We start from the raw sequence: 19,941 nt of genomic DNA on the forward strand, positions 1-19,941 counted from the left end.
CCGTGCAGCAGATGCAGCCATTGTTCATCTCGAAGACTTCCTCGTCGGCGCCGACGACGAGGTCGCCATCGATGCCGGTCTCGCCGAACTCGTTGACGATCACGGCGAATTTCTTGCCGTGGTCCTCGGTCAGGATGCGGTTGAGGAGCGTGGTCTTGCCGGCGCCGAGATAGCCGGTGAGCACCGTGACGGGTATTTTTTCGGACATGGGTCGATCCTGATTCACTTCGCGATTCGGTCGGGCGGCGACCGGAGACATATCCACCACGCCGTCATCCCGGACGGAGCGAAGCGGAGATCCGGGATCCATCATAGGGAACGGCGCTCTACGATGGATCCCGGAGCTGCACCGCTTCGCGGCTTGTCCGGGATGACGGCGTGGTTGGTGCGATATGCCTCTCAGGCCGGGCCGGCGGCGAGCGCCTTTTCGATCTGGCTTATATTGTGTTTCATCATCGCGATGTAAGTCCCGGCCGGCCCTTCGCTGCCCGAGAGCGCATCGGAGTAGAGCCGCCCGCCGACCCTGGCGCCGCTCTCGCGCGCGATCTGCTCGATCAGGCGCGGATTGCTGATGTTCTCGAGGAAGACCGCCGGGACCTTCTGCGCCTTCACCTGCCGGATGATGCGCCCGACATCCCGGGCGGAAGCCTCCGCTTCGGTCGAGACCCCCTGCGGTGCGATGAAGGCGATGCCATAGGCCTTGGCGAAATAGCCGAAGGCGTCATGCGAGGTGATCGCCTTGCGCCGGTCGGCCGGAATGCGGGCGATGGCGGCCTTGATCTCGCCCTCCAGCGCCTCGAGCTTCGCCAGATAAGCTGCCGCATTCGCCTCGAAGCTCGCCTTGCCCGCCGGGTCGGCGGCGCTCAGCGCCCTCAGGATGTTGGCGACGTAGATCTTGGCATTGGCGACGCTCTGCCAGGCATGCGGGTCCTCGCCGCCGCCATGGCCATGACCGTCACCGGCCTGCAGCTTCAGCGGCACGATGCCGTCCGTCGCCGTCGCCAGGGGCGCCTTGCTGCCGGAGGATTTGACCAGCCGGGTCAGCCAGCCCTCGAATTTCAGCCCGTTGACGACGACCAGCTCCGCCGCCGCCATCGCCTTGGCGTCGGCCGGGGTCGGCGAATAGACATGGGCATCGCCATCGGGCCCGACCAGCGTCGTCAGCGCCACGCGCTCCCCCCCGACCTCGCGCACGAAATCGCTGAGGATCGAGAAGCTGGCGACGACGGGAAGCTTCTCCTGGGCGAACGCCGGCAACGGCAGGCCGATCGCGGCCAGGAGGCCGGAAAGGAAGAGAAGACGGCGGTTCAGCATGGCTGGCTCTCGCGTTAATTGAAACAGTATAACATTACTATCGCTGAAGGTGGGCGGCAGGCAAGAGCCGGCGCGCCAGCCCGCCCTGCGAGCCGAACAGCAGCGAGCCGAGATAGAGCACACCGGCAGCGAGGATGACCGCCGGCCCGGCCGGAAGATTGCTGCCGGCAGCGTAGGAGGCGACGAGGCCGGCATAGCCGGAGACCATGCCGAACCCGCAGGCGAGCAGGATCAGCCGGGTGATATCGGCCGTCCAGAAGCGAGCAGCCGCAGCCGGCAGCATCATCAGCCCGACCGCGAGCAGCGTCCCGAGCGCGTGGAAGCCGGCGACGAGGTTGAGCACGACGAGGCCGAGGAAGGTCAGGTGGACGAAGCCGCCCGAGCGGCTGACCGAGCGCAGGAAGCCCGGATCGACGCATTCCATCACCAGCGGCCGATAGGCCAGCGCCAGCGTCGCCAGCGTCAGGCTGGCGACCGAGGAAAGCAGCACCAGCACATCGTCGTCGAGTGCCAGCACATTGCCGAACAGGACATGGAAGAGATCGACGGCCGAGCCGCGCAGCGAGACGATGGTGACGCCGAGCGCCAGCGAGATCAGGTAGAAGGCGGCGAGCGAGGCATCCTCCTTCAGCACCGTCAGCCGCGCCACCGCACCGGCCGCGAGCGCCACCGCAAAGCCCGCCGCAAGCCCGCCGATCGTCATCGCCGGCAGCGAGAAGCCGGCGACGAGATAGCCGAGCGCGGCGCCGGGCAGGATCGCATGCGCCATGGCGTCGCCGGTCAGGCTCATCCGCCGCAGCATCAGGAAGACGCCGACCGGCGCCCCCGAGAGCGAGAGCGCGACGATGCCGACCAGCGCCCGGCGCATGAAGTCGAATTCGGCGAAGGGGCCGATGAAGAGGTCGTAGAGCAGGGACATCGGCGAATCTCATCCTCGCCGTCATTCCGGACAAGCCGCGTAAGCGGCGCCGATCCGGAATCCATCGAAGGGCGTCAGCACTCTACGATGGATTCCGGGTCTTCGCTTCGCTCCGCCCGGAATGACGTGCCTTCTTGAAGAATTGTTGGTCTTGCCTTCAGGCCGCGTCGCGCTCGCAAGCCGGCGCGTGGCTGTCGAAGGCCTCGACCATGCGCCTCGCCTTGAGCAGGTTGCCGGCGGTCAGAACCTCGCCGGTCTCGCCCCAGGCGACCGTCTCGCGCGCCAGCAGCAGGGTCTGTGGAAAGGCCCGCTTCACCGTCTCGATATCGTGCAGCACGGCGACGACGGTGCGCTTCTCGCCATGCCAGCGCTGCACCAGCGCCAGCAGGTCGGCGGTGGTGCGGGCATCGATGGCGGTGAAGGGCTCGTCGAGCAGGATCACGTCGGCATCCTGCAGCAGCAGCCGGGCGAACAAGGCGCGCTGCATCTGGCCGCCGGAGAGCGTGCCGATGCTGCGGCGCTCGAAGCCGGTCAGGCCGACCGCCGCGATCGCCGCCTCGATGCGGCTGCGCTGGCCAAGGCCGATGCGGCCGAAGATGCCGGCGGCGTTCCACAGCCCCATCGCGACGAGATCGTAGACATGGATCGGGAAGGAACGGTCGAGCTCGGCCGATTGCGGCAGATAGGCCAGGCGCTTGCCCTTTTGCAGCAAAATCGCGCCGCCGAGCGGCGAGAGCGCCCCGGCGATGCCCTTGAGCAAGGTCGACTTGCCGGCGCCGTTGGGGCCGACGATGGCGATCAGGCTGCCTTCCGCGATCTCGCCGGAGACATGGTGCACCGCCGGGTGCCGGTCATAGCCGAGCGTCAGGTCGGTGAAGCGGATGGCGGGCATGGTGCTACTCTTCACGCGATGACGGCGAGCGTCGCGGCCCACAAGGCGGCGATCGCGACCAGCGCCAGCCCGAGCCTGCCGGCGGCTGAAAGCCGCAACAGCGACCAGCCGGGACTTTCCGAGAGGGGATGGTGAGGGGCGTGCCTGTGAGCCATTCCGAATGATATAATGTTACGAAGAAATCCGCGCAAGCCATCGCGCAGGGGACAGGTCGGGCTTCCTCGGCTCAGCCGTCGCATCGCGGCCGGGAGCGAGGCGGGCCCGCTCCCGGCCGCCTTGGGGGGTTCAGCGCGAAACACTCTTTCCGGTGGCGACGTTCAGAACCGTGCCATTCTCGAGATCGATGCGGTAGATCTCGCGGGTGACATTGCCGGAGAAGGCCAGTTCGACGATCGATACGGTCTTGAAGCTGGCGGGCATGCCATCCGGGAGGATCTGGTTGAACTGTCCGGCGAGCTTGTTCATCGCGGCCTCCAGTTCGGGCGTGAACGTCTTGGTGCTGTAGACGAGCGTGTTGTGGGGGTTGTGCGTGCGCAGCTCCTTGCCGTCCTTCACGACGTTGACGCCGCTGACGCCGAGCGTCTTGACGAGCTCCTTGCCGGCATCGCCCATCTTCGCGAAGACCGGCCCGGTCACGCGCGGCAACGGCCCGTCGCGCAGCGGCGCCAGCGCCGCGGTCGCCTGGGTGTTGTAGGCCATCATCGCCTCGAAGCCCGCGCCTTCCTTGACGACGCCGAGATCGAGCCACCAGGGCTGCCCGGCCCCCTTGGCGGCTTCGGTGGTGTAGAAGCGCTTCAGCGTCACGTTGAGAGGCGCTGGCGGCTTGGGCAGCACCTTCAGCATCTTCTCGGGCGTTGTCGGATCCGCATTGTGGATATGGACGACCGTGATGTGCGGGATGTTCGAGCGGATCGCTTCCGTCTCCAGCCCGAGAGTGAGAAGCTGCTCCGTCAGCGGGCCGGCGACGGTGGCCTGCAGTGTCTCGTTGATCTCCGCCGGCAGGGTGTAGACCAGGCCGAAGGTCCGCTCATGCGGCCGGAACTGCGCACTCTCGAGCGCACTGTTGTCGATGCTGCCTTGGGCGGCAGTAAGCTGCGGAGCCGAGACGGCAAGGGCGAAGGCGGCAGCGCGGATCAAGACACTCTGGAACACGAGGGACATCTCCTGTCAGGTTGTCGGCCCGAGCAGCGGCGAGGGCTGCGCGGGCCCTGGGCGCAGCGGCAGGTTGCGCGCTGGTCATCCCTCCTGGGGCCCGCTGTGCAACAGCGAGATGATGGCGCCATTCATTCCGTAACGTCAAGGCGCGACCGCGGTCGCGGCCGGGACCTTGCCGCCGCCGCCAGGGCAGGTCCCGCCGCCGGTCTATTGACAGCCGCGGCGGCCGGGCATGATGATGAAAGAATACTGATTTGCGGCCGCCTGAATGCGGCGACCGCAAGCATGAACCGTAAGAGCTCGACGTCGCGACCGGCTAAAGGGCGAGGCAAGAAGCAAGACGGTGGCGAATGTGAATTCGATCACCGGTATCGGGACAGGCCCCGCCCTCTGAATTCTTATCCGCAGCCTTGGTAGCAAGGATGGATGAGGGATGCCTACGGCGATCATTCTGCTCCTGATTGCAGCCGGCTCGGTGCTGTTCCATGTGCTGAGCCCGTGGTGGTGGACGCCGATCGCCTCGAACTGGCGCTATATCGACGACACGATCATCATCACCTTCTGGATCACCGGCGCGGTGTTCTTCGCGGTCGTCGCCTTCATGGCCTATTGCGTGCTGCGCTTCCGCCATCGCGACGGGCACAAGGCGGCCTATGAACCGGAGAACCGCAAGCTCGAATGGTGGCTGACGGGGGGCACCGGCGTCGGCGTCGCGGCGATGCTGATCCCCGGCCTGTTCGTCTGGCACCAGTTCGTCACGGTACCGGCCGACGCCACCGAGATCGAGGTGATGGGCCAGCAATGGCGCTGGGGCTTCCGGCTGCCGGGCAAGGACGGCCGCATGGGCACCGCCGATGTGCGCCATGTCAGCGCCGACAACCCGCTCGGCCTGAACCCCGACGACAAGAACGGCCAGGACGATGTCGTCATCGATGGCGGCGACCTGCATCTCCCGCTCGGCAAGCCGGTCAAGGTGCTGCTGCGCTCCGTCGACGTGCTGCATAATTTCTACGTGCCCGAATTCCGGGCGAAGATGGACATGGTGCCGGGCTCGGTCACCTATTTCTGGTTCACGCCGACCCGGACCGGAACCTTCGACGTGCTCTGCGCCGAGCTCTGCGGCCTGGCCCATGCGCAGATGCGCGCGCAGGTCACCGTCCAGGAGGAGGGCGCCTACCAGGCCTGGCTGCAACAGCAGCAGACATTCGCGCAGCTGTCGGGGCGGGCGAAGACGAGAACGGCGCAGGACAACGGCGCCGACTGAGGCAAGGGCGACCTCGCAAGGAGGCGCACCTGCCGCGCGACGGGGCTCCGCCTCATCGGGCCTCGCCGCAAGCGAGCGAGGAGGCATGACGATGGTTGATCTGCCTGCAGGCGGTCGTCCCTTCGACGCCGGCGTAGCGATTCCGCCCGCCGAGGTCGGGGATGTCGAGCTCTACCATCCGCATAGCTGGTGGACGAAATACGTCTTCTCGCAGGACGCCAAGGTCATCGCGATCCAGTATTCGCTGACCGCGATGGCGATCGGCCTGGTCGCGCTGGTGCTGTCCTGGCTGATGCGCCTGCAGCTCGGCTTCCCCGGCGTCTTCTCCTTCATCGACCCGGCCCAGTATCTGCAGCTGATCACCATGCACGGCATGATCATGGTGATCTACCTGCTCACCGCGCTCTTCCTCGGCGGCTTCGGCAATTACCTGATCCCGCTGATGGTCGGGGCCCGGGACATGGTGTTCCCCTATGTCAACATGCTGAGCTACTGGATCTACCTGCTCGCGGTGCTGGTGCTGGTGGCGAGCTTCTTCGTGCCGGGCGGCCCGACGGGCGGCGGCTGGACGCTCTATCCGCCGCAGGTCATCACCGCCGGCACGCCGGGGCAGGACTGGGGCATCACGCTGATGCTCGTCTCGCTGATCCTGTTCATCATCGGCTTCACCATGGGCGGGCTGAACTATGTCGTGACCGTGCTGCAGGGGCGCACCCGCGGGATGACCCTGATGCGCCTGCCGCTCACGGTCTGGGGTATCTTCACCGCGACCGTCATGGCGCTGCTCGCCTTTCCCGCGCTGTTCGTGGCCTGCGTGATGCTGCTGTTCGACCGGCTGCTCGGCACCAGTTTCTTCATGCCGACGCTGATCTCGATGGGCGAGCAGATGAACCATCGCGGCGGCAGCCCGATCCTGTTCCAGCACCTGTTCTGGTTCTTCGGCCATCCCGAGGTCTACATCGTCGCGCTGCCCGCCTTCGGCATGGTCTCCGACCTGATCAGCACCCATGCCCGCAAGAACATCTTCGGCTACCGCATGATGGTCTGGGCGATCGTCGGGATCGGCGCGCTCAGCTTCGTCGTCTGGGCGCACCACATGTATGTCAGCGGCATGCATCCCTATTTCGGCTTCTTCTTCGCCACGACGACGCTGATCATCGCGATCCCGACCGCCATCAAGGTCTATAACTGGGTCCTGACCCTCTGGCGCGGCGACATCCACCTGACCGTGCCGATGCTGTTCGCGCTCGGCTTCATCGTGACCTTCGTCAATGGCGGGCTGACCGGCCTGTTCCTCGGCAATGTCGTGGTCGACGTGCCGCTCTCCGACACGATGTTCGTCGTCGCGCATTTCCACATGGTGATGGGTCTCGCGCCGATCATGGTCGTGTTCGGCGCGATCTATCACTGGTACCCCAAGATCACCGGGCGGATGTTCAACGATGCGCTCGGCAAGCTGCATTTCTGGGTCACCTTCCTCGGCGCCTACGCGATCTTCTTCCCGATGCACTATCTCGGGCTGCTCGGCATGCCGCGGCGCTATCACGATATCGGCCAGACCTCCTTCATCCCCGACTCGGCCCATTCGCTGAACGCCTTCATCTCGATCATGGCGCTGATCGTCGGTGCAGCGCAGCTGATCTTCCTGTTCAACATGGCCTGGAGCCTGCGCCGCGGCAGCATCGCCGACGGCAATCCCTGGCGGGCGACGACGCTGGAATGGCAGACGCCGCAAACCCCGCCGGCGCATGGCAACTGGGGCAAGGAACTGCCGGTGGTCTATCGCTGGGCCTATGAATACAGCGTGCCCGGAGCCGACCGCGACTTCATCCCGCAGAACGAGCCGCCATCCGCCCGGACGGCGCATGCGGCCGCGTCATGAGCGTCACCCTGGCCTTCCTGGCGGGCGTGCTGGCCATCGCCGCATGGTGGCTGCGGCACGGGCAGCTCATGTCCAAGCCGTGGCTGGAGGAAGGGCTTGCCGCCGATCTCGACGACGCAGCGCCGATCCCGACGGCGAAGATCGGGCTCTGCATCTTCCTCGCCGTCGTCGGCGCCCTCTTCGCCCTGCTCGTCAGCGCCTATCTCATGCGCCGCGACATGGTCGATTGGCGCGCCCTGCCGACGCCATCGCTGCTCTGGATCAATACGGGCGCGCTGGTCCTGAGCAGCATCGCGCTGCAATGGGCGTGGAATTCGGCGCGGCGCGACGATATCGACGGCGTCCGGGCCGGCCTGCTCGGCAGCGGCGTGTCCGCTGTCGTCTTCCTTGCCGGCCAGCTCATGGCCTGGCGCCAGCTCAGCGATGCCGGCTATTTCCTCACCAGCAATCCGGCCAACGCCTTCTTCTACCTGATCACCGCGCTCCATGCGCTGCACCTGCTCGGAGGCCTCGTCGCGCTCGCGCGGACCGGCGCCAGGGCCTGGGGCCGGGCCGAGGCGCGGGACGTGCGCTTGAGCGTCGAGCTCTGCACCATCTACTGGCACGCTCTGCTCCTGATCTGGCTGCTCCTGTTCAGCCTGCTGATGCACTGGGTCGACGACTTCGTCGCGATCTGTCGTCAGCTTCTGACTTAGCGTATCGTCGCAGGACTCGCGGAGGGCGTGACGCAAGCGGGGTTTGCCGGCGGATCCTGAAGAAGGACGAAGGCGGATGAACGACACGGCGTTGAAGCAAGCGCAGGCTGTGATCCCCCGCCCCGGGGGCTGGCGCGGCATCGCCGCCGACTGGGCCTCCGATCAGCGGGCGTTCAAGAACGTCTCCTGGGGCAAGGCCATGATGTGGATCTTCCTCCTCAGCGACGTCTTCATCTTCAGCTGCTTCCTGCTGGCCTACATGACCACGCGGATGTCGACGACCGTGCCATGGCCCAATCCGAGCAAGGTCTTCGCGCTGCATATCGGCGGCACCGAGATGCCGCTGATCCTGATCGCGATCATGACCTTCGTGCTGATCAGCAGCAGCGGCACGATGGCGATGGCCGTGAATTTCGGCTACCGGCGCGACCGGACCAGGACCGCCGTCCTGCTGCTGCTGACCGCGGTGCTCGGCGCCACCTTCGTCGGCATGCAGGCCTTCGAATGGAGCAAGCTGATCTCGGAGGGCGTGCGGCCCTGGGAGAACCCCTGGGGCGCGGCGCAATTCGGCTCGAGCTTCTTCATGATCACCGGTTTCCACGGCACCCATGTGACGATCGGCGTGATCTTCCTGCTCATCGTCGCGCGGAAGGTCTGGCGCGGCGATTACGATCACGAGGCGCGCGGCTTCTTCACGAGCCGGAAAGGTCGCTACGAGAGCGTCGAGATCCTCGGCCTGTACTGGCACTTCGTCGACCTGGTCTGGGTCTTCATCTTCGCGCTGTTCTATCTCTGGTGAGGTCGACATGGAGCAGACAACCACGCATGGAATGGCGGCGACCGGGACGCCTGCCGAAGGCCAGCACCATCCGATCAAGCTCTATCTGGTGGTCTGGGGCTGGCTGTTCGTGCTCAGCCTGTTCTCCTATCTGGTCGATTACTTCCATTTCCAGGGCTATCTCAGATGGTCGCTGATCCTGCTCTTCATGACGCTGAAGGCGGGCCTGATCGTAGCCGTCTTCATGCACATGGCCTGGGAGCGGCTGGCGCTGACCTACGCCATCCTGCTGCCGCCGCTGGCCGTGCTGGTCTTCGTCGCGCTGATGGTGGCCGAGTCCAACTACACGCTTTTCATGCGGACGACGTTCCTCGGCCCCGACGGCTGAGGCTCAAGCCGGCAGGTACTGATACATCCAGGTCTCGGTCAGCACCGTGTCGCCGCCGCGCAGGAAGCAGCGCATCTCGACCGGCTCCGTGCCTTCGACGGTCAGGTCGAACTGGGCCCGCCAATGGCCCGGCACGTCGTTCGGCACGGCCTCGGCGAAGATGTAGGAAAAGGCGCCGCGCGAGCTCGAAAGCACCACCTCCGGCTTGACGCCGAAGGGGATCGTCTCGAGCGCCGGCCCCCTGAACTCGACCATGAACTTGCGCACGCCCTTCGGCCGCACCGTGCCGGGCTGGCCGCCATTGCCCATGCGGGTCGCGACGACGCGGCCGAGCGGCGACGGGAAGGGCTCGTCGGCGAGCCAGTGCAGGCGGTAGCGGAAGCCGAAGGTGCTGCCCGCCTTCGCCGCCTCCTGCGGCACCCACATCGCCACGATGTTGTCGTGGATCTCGTCGTCGGTCGGGATCTCGATCAGTTGCACCGAACCCTTGCCCCATTGGCCGAGGGTCTCGATCCACAGGCTGGGCCGGCGCTCGTAGAAGACGCCGTCCATGTAGTGGCCGAACTCGCGGTCGCGCTGCATCAGCCCGAAGCCGCGCGGATTCTCGTCGACGAAGGCCGAGGCGGTCGTCCGCGAGGGATTGTTGAGCGGGCGCCAGGCGCGCTCGCCGCTGCCGGTCCACAGCGCCAGCCCGTCGGAATCATGCACTTCCGGCCGCCAGTCGACCGCCGTCGCCTTGGCCTTCTCGGAATACCAGTACATCGAGGTCAGCGGGGCGATGCCGAGCCGCTCGACATCCTGGCGCAGGTGCAGCTCCTGCTCGATCTCCATCACCACCCCCTTGCTGCGATGCATGCGGAAGCGGAAGGCGCCGGCGACGCTCGGCCCCGACAAGAGCGCGTAGACGACGACATGCTCGGCAGCCGCCTGCGGCGTCTCGAGCCAGACATGGGTGAAGTCCGGGAACTCCTCCGTCCTGCCGCCGACCGCCGGGTCGATCGCCAGGCCACGCGCCGACAGCCCGTACTGGTAGAGCTCGCCGATGGCGCGGAAATAGGAGGCGCCGAGGAAGGCGACCCAGTCGTTCTTCTGCCAGTCGAGCTTCTCGCCCTTGCGGCCGGGATGGCCGGAGCGGCTCTCCTGGAAACGGAAGCCGGCAAAGCCCGCCCCGGGCGGCAATTGCTTGGCCGGGGAATCGGCCGGCATCTCGAAATAGCTCTCGTCGTAGACGATCTCGCGCGCCTTGCCGCCGTCGAGGACATGCATGCGCACCGGCTTCTGGAAATAGCGGCCGAGATGGAAGAAGGTCACCGGCCAGGGCGAAGGCCCCTGCGCCCACAGCGCCATCCCCGGCTTGAAGCGGATCTTGCCATGGGCGTCGTAGTCGATCTTCTCCAGCACCTCGGGCTTGGGATTGGGCGGCGCGACATAGGGTTTGCCCGCGAGGTCGCGGGCGCGTGCCTTAAGGCCCTCGAAGCTGAACGCCTCGGACTGGCCGAGCTTCAGCCCCTGCTGCGCCAGCGCCGGGCCGGCGAAGCCGAGCGCTGCCAGCGCGGCCGTTCCAGCCGCCCCGGCGAGGAGCAGGCGACGGTCGATCGAAGGCGGGTTCGGCTTCTGCGAATGCATCGGATGGGCGCTCCGTGGCGGCTATGGGCGGATGTGCAGATGGTGTCCTCCGGCTAGCCTGTCCAGCCGGTCAGGGCAATCACCGCTGCTTTCTGTCGGGAGCAGGGCGAAAATCGCGCCTTAAGCGGGCATTCCGCGGCTTAGCCCTTCGGCCCGGCTTCCCTTCCGGCCGGCAAGCAGCCTACAACAGCGGCAGCCCGGCTCGTCGAAGCGCGGGAACCGTTTCGGGAGGAACCATGAAGACGCTGTTCAGCGGCCGGGCCTTGGCCGGCATCGCCACTGCTTTCGCACTCGCCGCCGCACCTGCGGGCGCGCAGGCGCAGGAATTCATCAATGTGCTCACCGGCGGCACCTCGGGCGTCTACTATCCGCTCGGCGTGGCGCTCTCGAAGATCTATGGCGAGAAGGTCCCGAATGTCCGCCCGACCGTGCAGGCCACCAAGGCCTCGGTCGAGAACCTGCAGCTACTCCAGCAGGGCAAGGGCGAGATCGCCTTCACGCTCGGCGATTCCCTCGATGCGGCCTGGAAGGGCGACGAGGAGGCCGGCTTCAAGACGCCGCTGAAGAAGCTGCGCGGCATCACCGCGATCTACCCGAACTACATCCAGATCGTCGCCTCGAAGGATAGCGGCATCAAGACGCTCGCCGACCTCAAGGGCAAGCGCCTCTCGGTCGGCGCGCCGAAATCCGGCACCGAGCTCAACGCCCGCGCCATCCTCGCGGCGGCCGGCCTGTCCTACAAGGACCTCGGCAAGATCGAGTACCTGCCCTTCGCCGAATCGGTCGAGCTGATGAAGAACCGCCAGCTCGATGCCACGCTGCAATCGGCCGGCCTCGGCGTCGCCTCGCTGCGCGACCTCTCGACCTCGGTCGAGATCACCGTGGTCGAGGTGCCGGCCGCCGTCGTCGACAAGGCCGGCCCGCCCTTCATCAAGGTCTCGATCCCGGCCAACACCTATACCGGCCAGACCGCCGCCGTGCCGGCCGCCGCCGTGGTCAACTACCTCGTCACCCATGAGGGGATGAAGGAGGAGACGGTCTACCAGATGACCAAGGCGATCTTCGAGAACCTCTCCGATCTCGGCGCCGCCCACGCCGCCGCGCGCTCGATCAAGCTTGAGAACGCGCTTGACGGCATGCCTGTGCCGCTGCATCCCGGCGCCGCGCGCTATCTCAAGGAAAAGGGCCTGAAGACCGGCTCCTGATCCGCCGGAGCGGCGAATAGCCAGGCGAGGCCGGTCAGTCCGGCCTCGCCTTTTTTCACGAAGACAAGCATGCAAGATCGCGCCGCGAGCGCGACGATGACGGGGAACGACGAATGAGCACGCAAGCCAGCAGGCCCCTGGCCGTACCGGATGTCGCCGGCGCCCCGCAGGCCGCCCCCTATGATCCCGAGCATGGCCTTCCGGCCACTTTCGGCGAGGGCTGGAAGGGCCGCCTGCTGTTCTGGATCGCGGTGGCTTTCTCGGCGTTCCAGATCGTCACCGCCTTCGGCATCCCGCTCGATTTCCGGATCGTCCCCTCGATCTCCTGGCTGACCCCGATCCTCGTGATCCGGGTCGCCTTCGCGCTCTGGCTCGGCTGGATCCTGCTCGGCGCCGCCCGCGGCCGGCCGAACATCGAGGCGGCCATCGCCTTCCTGGCCCTCTTCGGCGCCTTCGAACTGGTCTCGCTCTATACCGGCACCTTGCCAAACCAGGTGCTGCGCACGGTCCATGTCGGCTTCCTCTGCCTGACCGCCTGCGGGCTGCTCGCCAATGCCGACGAGACCTCGCCGGCGGGCCGCCTCTTCTGGTGGGTCGCCGGGACGCTCGGCTTCGCCGTCGGCCTCTATCACTGGTGGAACTACAATGAGCTGGTGAACCGGGCCGGCGACCTGACGGCGCTCGACATGGCCGTCGGCCTGACGGCGCTCGCCGTGCTGTTCCTGCTGGTCTGGCGGGCGATGGGCATCGCGCTGCCGCTCGTCGCCGGCACTTTCCTGGCCTATTGCTTCTTCGGACAGTACCTGCCGGCGCCCTTCGACCACCGCGGCTACGGCCTCGACCAGGTCGTCGAGCAGATGGCCTTCGGCACGGAGGGGCTCTACTCGACGCCGACCGCCGTCTCGGCGACCTTCATCTTCCTGTTCATCCTGTTCGGCGCCTTCATGGAGCGCGCCGGCGTCATCGACTTCTTCAACGACATCTCGATGGCGGTGTTCGGCGGCAAGCAGGGCGGGCCCGGCAAGGTCTGCGTCGCCTCCTCGGCGCTGATGGGCACGGTTTCCGGCTCCGGCGTCGCCAATGTCGTCGCCTCGGGCCAGTTCACCATCCCCCTGATGAAGCGCTCCGGCTTCAACGGCGCCTTTGCCGGCGGCGTCGAGGCGACATCCTCCATGGGCGGCCAGATCATGCCGCCGGTCATGGGCGCCGTCGCCTTCATCATGGCCGAGACCATCGACGTGCCCTACACCAAGATCGTCGAGGCCGCGATCATCCCGGCGCTGCTCTATTTCGCCGCCTGCTACTGGGCGGTGCATCTCGAGGCCGGCAAGCTCGGCCTGCACGGCCTGCCGAAGTCGGAGCTGCCGAGCGCGCGCGCCGAAATCCGCAAGAGCTGGTACCTGATCGCGCCGCTGCTCGTCCTGGTCTACCTGCTCTTCGCCGGTTTCACGCCGCTCTTCGCCGGCGCGATCGGGCTCGCGCTGACGGTCGCGCTCATCCTCGCCTTGGCGATCTCGACCGGGCTCGGCACGCCCGCCTTGCGCATCGTCTTCTGGGTCGGCTTCGCGCTGATCTCGGCCGCCTCGATGACGATCAGCATGGCGACGGTGCTGATGGTGGTGCTCGCCCTGGTGCTCTGGAACGTGCTGCGCGGCGCCACCGGCCGCGAGGTGCTGACGAGCTGTGTCGAGGCTCTTGCCGACGGCGCCCGCCAGGCCCTGCCGGTCGGCCTCGCCTGCGCCCTTGTCGGCATCGTCATCGGCACGATGACGCTGACCGGTATCGGCACGATCTTCGGCTCCTGGCTGATCGGCATCGGCAAGAGCTCGATGTTCCTGGCGCTGGTGCTGACCATGATCTTCAGCCTGATCCTCGGCATGGGCATCCCGACGATCCCGAACTACATCATCACCTCCTCGCTCGCCGCGCCGATCCTGCTGCAGCTCGACGTGCCGCTGATCGTCAGCCACATGTTCGTGTTCTATTTCGGCATCATGGCCGACCTGACGCCCCCGGTCGCGCTCGCCGCCTTCGCCGCCGCGCCGATGGCCAAGGTCTCGGGCATGAAGATCGGCGTGCAGGCGGTGAAGATCGCCCTGCCCGGCTTCGTCGTGCCCTATATGGCGGTCTATGACCCGACGCTGATGCTCCAGCCGGTCGCCGGCCTCTCCGGCGCGAACTACTGGTTCGCCGTCGCCTATATCGTGGTCAAGGCGACGCTCGCCATGATCCTGTGGGGCGCGGCCTTCATCGGCTACCTGCAGAAGCCGCTGGCCCTCTGGGAGCGTGTCCTCGCCGCCCTGGCCGCCGGCCTCCTCGTCGCGGCGGTCCCGCTCACCGACGAGATCGGCTTTGCCCTGGCCGCCGTCTTGATCGGCCAGCATGTCTGGCGCGCCCGGGCGACGGCGCACCCGGCGTGAGCCTCTGCCTCGCCGCCGGGGCGCTGCTCGTGCCGCTCGGCGCGAGCGAGATCACGCTGGGCTGGCGCCATTCGGTGGAGAAGACGCTCTGGGAGGAGGTCTGGCGCGAGAGCCCGGACGGGCTCGTCCTCGCCGAGGCGCGGGTCCAGGGCTCGGGCGCCGGCATGGACCCGCCCGAGGGGGCGAAGCTGGTCGACGGCTTCTGGCGCTGGCGCCCGCAATTGCCGGCATTGCACGAGGTCGTGATGCGCCGCTCCGGCGCCACGGCCGACTGGCGGGTCTGCATCGCAAGCGCCTGCAGGTCGATGGGCGAGCTGGTTCCCGCCGAGGCCGATCCGGTGGTGCTGAAGCCCTGCCCGTGACGGCTCAGCCGCGGCTGGTCAGGCGCTCGATCTTCACCACGCGGCGCATGAAAACGAGCATGCCATAGGCGGCGAAGCCCGAGAACAGCGCCATCAGCACATAGGCGACGATATGGCCGAGCTCGAACATGCCGGCGAGCGCCCAGCCCGAAGCCAGGGCCACGCCGAAGAGCTCGACCGCGATCAGGATCCCGAGCGAGACCACGAGGATCACGTTGCGCCAGTTGGTACGCCCTGCGGCCATGCTTCCATTCCTCGGTCTTATGCGCTGACCGCCTAGCCTAGGCAGCGGCGGCATGCAACAAAATCGCGCCTTCCGGCAAATGGTGGGCCTGGACCAGAACGAAAAGAGCCTGATGCCCGACTCGCCCGTCTTTGCCGCCGCCGCCGTCGCTGCGCCCCATCATCTCGCCTCCGAAGCCGGCCGGGCGATCCTCGCCGAAGGCGGCAACGCCATCGAGGCGATGATCGCCATGGCCGCGACCATTGCGGTGGTCTACCCGCATATGAATGCGATCGGCGGCGACGGCTTCTGGCTGGTGCACCAGCCCGGCGGCAAGGTCCACGCCATCGAGGCCTGCGGCCCGGCAGGCTCCCTCGCGACGATCGAGCGCTATCGCGAGAAGGGCCATGACAGCCTGCCGGCACGCGGCGCCGACGCCGCGATCACCGTCGCGGGCGCGATCGGCGGCTGGCAGACCGCGCTCGCTCTCTCGCAAAGCCTCGGCGGCAGGCTGCCGCTGAAGGATCTGCTGGCCGACGCCATCCGCCATTGCAGCGAAGGCTATGCGATCTCGGATTCGGAGCTGCGCACCTGGCCGCAGGAGGCCGAGGCGACCAAGGCGGCGCCGGGCTTCAGCGAGTTCTTCTGGCCGGGCGGCGAGCGGCCCAAGGCCGGCGACCGGCGCAGGCCCGCGGCGCTCGGCGCGACGCTCGAGCAGCTCGCCCATTCCGGCCTCGACGATTTCTATCGCGGCGACATCGGCCGCGAGCTCGCCGACGATCTCGGCCAGCTCGGCGCGCCGGTGACGCGGGCCGATCTCGAAGCCTTCCGGGCGCGCGCCGTGACACCGTTGGCGCTGAAGCTGCCGGGGCTGACCGCCTACAACTTCCCGCCGCCGACGCAGGGGCTGGCCTCGCTGCTGATCCTCGGCATCTTCGAGAAGCTCGGCGTGACGCGGGCCGAGGGCTTCGACCATCATCACGGCCTGGTCGAGGCGGTGAAGCGGGCGCTGGCGCTCCGCGACGAGGTCGTCACCGACCCGGCCTTCATGACCGCCGACCCGGCCAGCCTCCTGACCGACGCGGTGTTCGCGCGCGAGGCCGCGAAGATCGACCGCCGCCGCGCCGCGCGCTGGCCCTTCCGCCCGGGCGAGGGCGACACGGTCTGGATGGGCGCGATCGACGGCTCCGGCCTCGCCGTGTCCTATATCCAGTCGCTCTACTGGGAATACGGCTCGGGCTGCATCCTGCCGAAGACCGGCATCAACTGGCAGAACCGCGGCGTCTCCTTCTCGCTCGACGCGAAGGCGCTGAACCCGCTGGCGCCGGGCCGCAAGCCCTTCCACACCCTCAACCCGCCGCTGGCGCGCTTCGACGATGGCCGGATCGTCTCCTATGGCGCGATGGGCGGCGACGGCCAGCCGCAGTTCCAGGCGCAGATCCTGTCGCGCTACCGCTTCGGCCAGGGCGTCGCCGAAGCCGTCGACGCGCCGCGCTGGCTTTTCGGCCGGACCTGGGGCGCCGGCTCGATCTCGCTCAAGCTGGAGAACCGCTTCGACCCGATGCTGCTGGCGAGGCTGACCGCCGCCGGCCACCCGGTCGAGGAATACAGCGAGGCCTATTCCGACCAGTTCGGCCATGCCGGCCTGCTGGTCAAGCACCAGAAGGGTCATGTCGAGGCGACGCATGATCCGCGCTCGGACGGCGACGCCAAAGGGCTTTGAGGGGGATTTGACGCATCATGGTCCAGGACGATCCCTTCCGCTGCTTCGTTCCCTATCCTGAGGCGAAGGTGAATCACGCCTCGTCGGGCCCGCTTTCCGGGCTGGCGCTCGCGGTCAAGGACCTGTTCGACGTCAAGGGCTACCCGACCGGCGCCGGCTCGCCGACCGTGCTGGCACAGTCGGGCATCAAGACCAGGACCGCTCCGGTGGTGAAGGCGCTGCTCGAGGCCGGCGCCCGCTTCGTCGGCAAGACCCATACCGACGAGCTCGCCTTCTCGCTCAACGGCAAGAACGCGCATTTCGGCGCTCCGATCAATCCGGCCGCGCCGGACCGGATCACCGGCGGCTCCTCCTCCGGCTCGATGGCGGCGGTCGCCGGCCGGCTCGCCGACATCGGGCTCGGCTCCGATACCGGCGGCTCGGTGCGCGCGCCGGCGAGCTATGGCGGGCTGTTCGGCATCCGCCCGAGCCATGGCCGGCTCTCGCTGAAGCGCACCTGGCCCCTGGCGGCGAGCCTCGACACCGCCGGCTTCTTCACCCGCGACGGCGAGACCTTCGCCCGCGTCGCCAATGTGCTCTTCGGCAAGGACCGCACGGCCCTGCCGGAAGTCCCGCGGCTGCTGTTCGCCGACGATCTCTTCGCCCAGGCGGTGCCTGAAGCTGAAACGATCCTGCGCAGCGCCGTGCAGCGAGTCGTGCCCCTGCTCGGCCAGCCCGAGAGCGTCCGGGCCGTGCGCGACATGGACGCGCTCTACTGGGCCTTCCGCTGGATCCAGGGCCGCGAGGCCTGGGAAGCGGACGGGCCGATGATCGAGCGCTTCGCGCCGCCGCTCGGCCCCGGCGTCGCCGAGCGCTTCGCCTTCGGAAAGTCGGTCAGCGACGCGGAGGTCGCCCGCGGCGAGAGCGTCCGCAGGAACTTCCGCGCCAAGCTCGCCCGGCTGCTCGGCCAGGATGGCGTGCTGCTGCTGCCGACCGTGCCGGACGTCGCGCCGCTGGTCAGCGCCGGCGAGAGCGAGCTCGAGGATTTCCGCAACCGGGCCCTGCGCCTGCTCTGCCTTGCCGGGCTCTCCGGTTTCCCGCAGATTTCGATTCCGGTGGCGCATCGCGACGACGCCCCGCTCGGGCTCTCGGTGATCGGGCCGAAGGGCTCGGACAAGTCGCTGGTCGCCTTCGCGGTGAAGCTCGAGCGGGCGGCCAGGATCAGGATCGCGTAGGCTCGACGCAAGGGCCTGCGCTACATTCGAGCCCTCATCCTGAGGAGCCGTTCCGGCAGGAATGGCGTCTCGAAGAATGCTTCAGGAGGCTCCAGAACCATCTGGAGCATCCTTCGAGACGCCGCTGACGCGGCTCCTCAGGATGAGGGCTTGCAGGGAGGAGGCAGCGATGAGCGGTCACGACCATCATCACGACCACGACCATGACAACCATTTCACCCCGATCGAGGCGCGGGTGAAGGCGCTGGAATCGCTGCTGGTCGAGAAGGGCTATGTCGACCCCGCCGCGCTCGACGCCATCGTCGAGACCTATGAGACAAAGGTCGGCCCGCGCAACGGCGCCCGCGTCGTCGCCAAGGCCTGGAGCGATCCCGCCTTCGCCGAGCGGCTGAAGGCGGACGGCACCGCGGCCGTCGCCGAGCTCGGCTATGGCGGGCGCGGCGGCGAGCACATCGTCGCGGTCTTCAATACGCAAGACGAGCACAACCTGATCGTCTGCACCCTGTGCTCCTGCTATCCCTGGCCAGTGCTCGGCCTGCCGCCGGTCTGGTACAAGTCGCCGCCCTATCGTTCCAGGGCGGTGATCGACCCGCGCGGCGTCCTCGCCGATTTCGGCGTGACCCTGCCGGACCGGCAGCGCATCCGGGTCTGGGACTCCACCGCCGAGACCCGCTTCATCGTCGTGCCGCAGCGCCCGGCCGGCACCGAAGGCTGGTCCGAGGAGCAGCTCGTGGAAATCGTCACCCGCGACTCGATGATCGGCGTCGGGCTGCCGCACCCGGGAGCGTCGGCGGGAGCGGCGACATGAACGGCGGACAGGATCTCGGCGGCCAGATGGGCTTCGGCCCGGTCGTGCCCGAATCGAACGAGCCGGTGTTCCACGCAGGCTGGGAACAGCGCATGCTCGCGCTCAACGTCGCCGCCGGCGCGATGGGGCACTGGACGATCGACGAGATCCGGCACGCCCGCGAGAGCATCCCGCCGGCCGACTACCTGTCCCTGTCCTATTACGAGATCTGGTATGCCGGCCTGCGCGACGTGCTGATCCGCCACGGCTTCGCCACGCCGGGCGAACTCGACAGCGGCCAGCCGGCAGCGGCCGGCACCACGCCGAAGCGCGTCCTCAAGGGAGCGGACGTAGCCACCGTGCTGCGGCGCGGCTTCCCTTACGAGCGCGAGGCCGTCGCGCCGGCGCGTTTTGCCGCCGGCGACAAGGTGCGCACCATCGTGATGCATCCGCAGCACCATACGCGCCTGCCGCGCTATGCCCGTGGCAAGGCCGGGATCGTCGAACGCGTCACCGGCAACCACGTCTTCCCGGATACCGGAGCGCATGGCGCGCCGGAAACGGCGCAATGGCTCTATACCGTCGTCTTCAGCGGTCCCGAGCTCTGGGGCCGCGATGCCGACCCGAATTCGAGCGTCAGCGTCGAGGCCTGGGAGAGCTATCTTGAGCCGGCCTGACACAGCGATTGCCGAAACCCTCGCCGCCGGCACGCCGATCCCGCGCGACGCCGACGGGCCGGTCTTCGCCGAGCCCTGGCAGGCGCAGGCCTTCGCCCTCGTCGTCGCGCTGCAGAACCGCGGCGTCTTCACGGCCGAGGAATGGGCGCAGGCGCTCGGTGCCGAGATCCGCGAGGCGCTGGCAAAGGGCGGCTGCCGCGACGGCTCGGACTATTACGAGCGCTGGTGCGAGGCGCTGGAGCACCTGCTGATCGAGAAAGGGCTGGCCTCTCACGAGGGTGTCGACGCCCGCAGCGCCGCCTGGGAGCGCGCCGCGCAGGCGACCCCGCATGGCAGGCCGATCCTGCTGGAGAACGATCCGCAACGCTGAGTCCTTGGCTGAATTCGCCGCTGTCACATCGCCGTATTGCCGGCGCC

21 protein-coding genes are annotated in these 19,941 nt (G+C 67.7%); 13 read left to right on the forward strand and 8 right to left on the reverse strand.

Annotated elements, in window-relative coordinates; all coding sequences use genetic code 11:
• The 6 genes from V6M56_RS17270 to V6M56_RS17295 form a co-directional block, all read right to left on the reverse strand.
• Nucleotides 1–208 (reverse strand): CobW family GTP-binding protein (locus tag V6M56_RS17270; protein WP_332685395.1); only part of this gene is annotated, 208 nt, incomplete at its 3' end.
• Nucleotides 209–399: 191 nt separating this feature from the next.
• Nucleotides 400–1,314, reverse strand: coding sequence for a metal ABC transporter substrate-binding protein (locus tag V6M56_RS17275; protein ID WP_332685396.1), 915 nt, complete (start codon nucleotides 1,312–1,314; stop codon nucleotides 400–402).
• 37 nt (nucleotides 1,315–1,351) lie between these two features.
• Nucleotides 1,352–2,233: a metal ABC transporter permease gene (locus tag V6M56_RS17280; protein WP_332685397.1), complete on the reverse strand. Its 882-nt coding sequence runs from the start codon at nucleotides 2,231–2,233 to the stop codon at nucleotides 1,352–1,354.
• 157 nt (nucleotides 2,234–2,390) lie between these two features.
• Nucleotides 2,391–3,125 carry a zinc ABC transporter ATP-binding protein AztA gene (aztA, locus tag V6M56_RS17285; RefSeq protein WP_332685398.1) on the reverse strand — a complete coding sequence of 245 codons (735 nt, stop codon included), beginning with the start codon at nucleotides 3,123–3,125 and terminating at the stop codon, nucleotides 2,391–2,393.
• Nucleotides 3,126–3,136: 11 nt separating this feature from the next.
• A complete protein-coding gene (locus V6M56_RS17290; RefSeq protein WP_332685399.1) occupies nucleotides 3,137–3,280 on the reverse strand; it encodes a hypothetical protein in 144 nt (47 codons plus the stop codon).
• Nucleotides 3,281–3,410: 130 nt separating this feature from the next.
• A complete protein-coding gene (locus V6M56_RS17295) occupies nucleotides 3,411–4,277 on the reverse strand; it encodes a hypothetical protein (protein WP_332685400.1) in 867 nt (288 codons plus the stop codon).
• 436 nt (nucleotides 4,278–4,713) lie between these two features.
• Between V6M56_RS17295 and V6M56_RS17300 the strand changes: the two genes are divergently transcribed.
• The 5 genes from V6M56_RS17300 to V6M56_RS17320 all read left to right on the forward strand — a co-directional run bounded on the left by V6M56_RS17300 (nucleotide 4,714) and on the right by V6M56_RS17320 (nucleotide 9,287).
• The gene (locus tag V6M56_RS17300) at nucleotides 4,714–5,544 is read left to right on the forward strand and encodes a cytochrome c oxidase subunit II (RefSeq protein WP_332685401.1); all 831 of its coding nucleotides are present in this window, start codon (nucleotides 4,714–4,716) and stop codon (nucleotides 5,542–5,544) included.
• 91 nt (nucleotides 5,545–5,635) lie between these two features.
• Entirely contained in the window at nucleotides 5,636–7,426 is a 1,791-nt protein-coding gene (gene ctaD / locus V6M56_RS17305) for a cytochrome c oxidase subunit I (protein WP_332685402.1), read from the forward strand.
• Nucleotides 7,423–8,121, forward strand: a complete 699-nt coding sequence (locus V6M56_RS17310; RefSeq protein ID WP_332685403.1) for a cytochrome c oxidase subunit 3 — start codon at nucleotides 7,423–7,425, stop codon at nucleotides 8,119–8,121. Before ctaD ends, V6M56_RS17310 begins: the two co-directional genes overlap by 4 nt.
• 76 nt (nucleotides 8,122–8,197) lie before the next feature.
• Nucleotides 8,198–8,920: a heme-copper oxidase subunit III family protein gene (locus V6M56_RS17315; RefSeq protein WP_332685404.1), complete on the forward strand. Its 723-nt coding sequence runs from the start codon at nucleotides 8,198–8,200 to the stop codon at nucleotides 8,918–8,920.
• Between the two features lie 7 nt (nucleotides 8,921–8,927).
• A complete protein-coding gene (locus V6M56_RS17320) occupies nucleotides 8,928–9,287 on the forward strand; it encodes a cytochrome C oxidase subunit IV family protein (protein ID WP_332685405.1) in 360 nt (119 codons plus the stop codon).
• A 3-nt stretch (nucleotides 9,288–9,290) separates the two neighbouring features.
• Here the strand turns inward: V6M56_RS17320 and V6M56_RS17325 are convergent, their stop codons facing one another.
• On the reverse strand, nucleotides 9,291–10,913 hold the full coding sequence (locus V6M56_RS17325) for an OpgD/OpgG family glucan biosynthesis protein (RefSeq protein WP_332685406.1): 1,623 nt from the start codon (nucleotides 10,911–10,913) through the stop codon (nucleotides 9,291–9,293).
• 236 nt (nucleotides 10,914–11,149) lie between these two features.
• Here V6M56_RS17325 and V6M56_RS17330 point away from each other — a divergent pair, with 236 nt between their 5' ends.
• The 3 genes from V6M56_RS17330 (at nucleotide 11,150) to V6M56_RS17340 (ending at nucleotide 14,900) form a co-directional block, all read left to right on the forward strand.
• Nucleotides 11,150–12,118, forward strand: a complete 969-nt coding sequence (locus V6M56_RS17330) for a TAXI family TRAP transporter solute-binding subunit (RefSeq protein WP_332685407.1) — start codon at nucleotides 11,150–11,152, stop codon at nucleotides 12,116–12,118.
• Nucleotides 12,119–12,231: 113 nt separating this feature from the next.
• Entirely contained in the window at nucleotides 12,232–14,538 is a 2,307-nt protein-coding gene (locus V6M56_RS17335; protein WP_332685408.1) for a TRAP transporter permease, read from the forward strand.
• Nucleotides 14,535–14,900: a DUF1850 domain-containing protein gene (locus V6M56_RS17340; protein WP_332685409.1), complete on the forward strand. Its 366-nt coding sequence runs from the start codon at nucleotides 14,535–14,537 to the stop codon at nucleotides 14,898–14,900. Before V6M56_RS17335 ends, V6M56_RS17340 begins: the two co-directional genes overlap by 4 nt.
• Nucleotides 14,901–14,904: 4 nt before the next feature.
• On the opposite strand, the gene V6M56_RS17345 is transcribed toward V6M56_RS17340, so the two are convergent.
• The gene (locus V6M56_RS17345; protein ID WP_332685410.1) at nucleotides 14,905–15,144 is read right to left on the reverse strand and encodes a hypothetical protein; all 240 of its coding nucleotides are present in this window, start codon (nucleotides 15,142–15,144) and stop codon (nucleotides 14,905–14,907) included.
• Between the two features lie 112 nt (nucleotides 15,145–15,256).
• Here V6M56_RS17345 and V6M56_RS17350 point away from each other — a divergent pair, with 112 nt between their 5' ends.
• The 5 genes from V6M56_RS17350 (at nucleotide 15,257) to V6M56_RS17370 (ending at nucleotide 19,894) form a co-directional block, all read left to right on the forward strand.
• The gene (locus V6M56_RS17350) at nucleotides 15,257–16,846 is read left to right on the forward strand and encodes a gamma-glutamyltransferase family protein (RefSeq protein WP_332685411.1); all 1,590 of its coding nucleotides are present in this window, start codon (nucleotides 15,257–15,259) and stop codon (nucleotides 16,844–16,846) included.
• 17 nt (nucleotides 16,847–16,863) lie between these two features.
• Nucleotides 16,864–18,060, forward strand: a complete 1,197-nt coding sequence (locus tag V6M56_RS17355; protein ID WP_332685412.1) for an amidase — start codon at nucleotides 16,864–16,866, stop codon at nucleotides 18,058–18,060.
• A gap of 169 nt (nucleotides 18,061–18,229) precedes the next feature.
• Entirely contained in the window at nucleotides 18,230–18,868 is a 639-nt protein-coding gene (gene nthA / locus V6M56_RS17360) for a nitrile hydratase subunit alpha (RefSeq protein WP_332685413.1), read from the forward strand.
• Nucleotides 18,865–19,524 carry a nitrile hydratase subunit beta gene (gene nthB, locus V6M56_RS17365; protein ID WP_332685414.1) on the forward strand — a complete coding sequence of 220 codons (660 nt, stop codon included), beginning with the start codon at nucleotides 18,865–18,867 and terminating at the stop codon, nucleotides 19,522–19,524. The genes nthA and nthB overlap by 4 nt, the downstream gene beginning before the upstream one ends.
• On the forward strand, nucleotides 19,511–19,894 hold the full coding sequence (locus tag V6M56_RS17370) for a nitrile hydratase accessory protein (protein ID WP_332685415.1): 384 nt from the start codon (nucleotides 19,511–19,513) through the stop codon (nucleotides 19,892–19,894). Before nthB ends, V6M56_RS17370 begins: the two co-directional genes overlap by 14 nt.
• Nucleotides 19,895–19,941: the final 47 nt, after the last annotated feature.

It is taken from the genome of Allobosea sp., assembly GCF_036675845.1.
Lineage (GTDB): Bacteria > Pseudomonadota > Alphaproteobacteria > Rhizobiales > Beijerinckiaceae > Allobosea.